The organism is Staphylococcus sp. GDY8P57P, assembly GCF_017892585.1.
Taxonomy (GTDB): Bacteria; Bacillota; Bacilli; order Staphylococcales; family Staphylococcaceae; genus Staphylococcus; species Staphylococcus borealis.
This window is the reverse complement of the sequence record NZ_JAESLK010000132.1, coordinates 1-1,152: the sequence shown is the minus strand read 5'-3', so window position 1 is coordinate 1,152 and position 1,152 is coordinate 1. Positions and strand designations below refer to the sequence as shown.

The window sequence follows — 1,152 nt, the reverse complement described above, 5'->3', positions numbered from 1 at the left end:
ATTCTTTAATAGTGTAAAGTTATAGTACATTATCTAAGAGAAAAAATTATCTTTTAGTAATATAAATATTACAAGTATACAGAGTTACATTTATATTATTCATTAAAAAGGAGAATTACTTTTAACAAAGTAAATGTAAAAATCATGAAACAATTAAAATTAATTACGCTGCTTATAATCATAGTATTTCTTTTCACTATATTTACTTATTTAAATTCTAAAGTTATTTATGTTTCAAATACAGGTAAAAATCATTATCCAGGAACAAATAATAAACCTATAAAAAGCATTAATAAAGCTATTAATATGGCTTTACCTGGGACAACAATAAAAATCAAGCCTGGAATATATAAAGAAACCTTACATATAAATAAAAATGGATTTTCTTTTTTACCTATAAAAGTAACAGGTATGTACGGAAAAACAAAATTAATTGGTAATATTGATAGATCTGAAAAAATAATAAATATTCGTAATTCTAACTATATAAATATATCAGGTTTAAATTTATCTAATTTAAAAGCCACTAATTCAGAACAAACACCAACTGCTATAAATATAGATGGACACTCTAAGTCTATAATAATTAAAAATAATATAATTCATGACATTGAAACAGACTATAAAGAAGGCAATAGTCATGGTATTTCTGCTTATGGTAAAGGAATATCTAACATTCAAATAGTAAAAAATAAACTATATAATTTAAAATTGGGTAATAGTGAAGCTTTAGTTTTAAATGGACATATTAATAACTTCAAAGTATCAAACAATCAGATTTTTGATAACAACAATATTGGTATAGATATCATTGGTTATGAGGGTATTGAATCTAATGATAAATTAGACAAAGCAAGGAATGGAACAATCTCGAATAATAGTGTTCAAAACAATACAAGTAAACATAATCCCTCTTATAATGGTGATCAATCTGCTGCTGGAATATATATTGACGGTGGAGAAAATATAGTAATGTCTGATAACATATCCGCTAATAATGATATAGGAATTGAAATAGCTAGCGAACATAAGAATAAAAATGCTGTAAATATTTTAGTAAAGAAAAACATTATTAAAAACAATGGCTACACTGGTATAGCAATTGGTGGTTACAACCAAACAATGGGTGGGGTAAAAAAAATTAGATTATTA

Annotated in this window: 1 protein-coding gene; it reads left to right on the top strand. The window is 24.4% G+C overall.

From position 1 onward, the window contains the following. Positions 1 to 144 precede the first annotated feature (144 nt). Positions 145 to 1,152 (top strand): DUF1565 domain-containing protein (locus tag KA878_RS13955; RefSeq protein WP_210142252.1); only part of this gene is annotated, 1,008 nt, incomplete at its 3' end.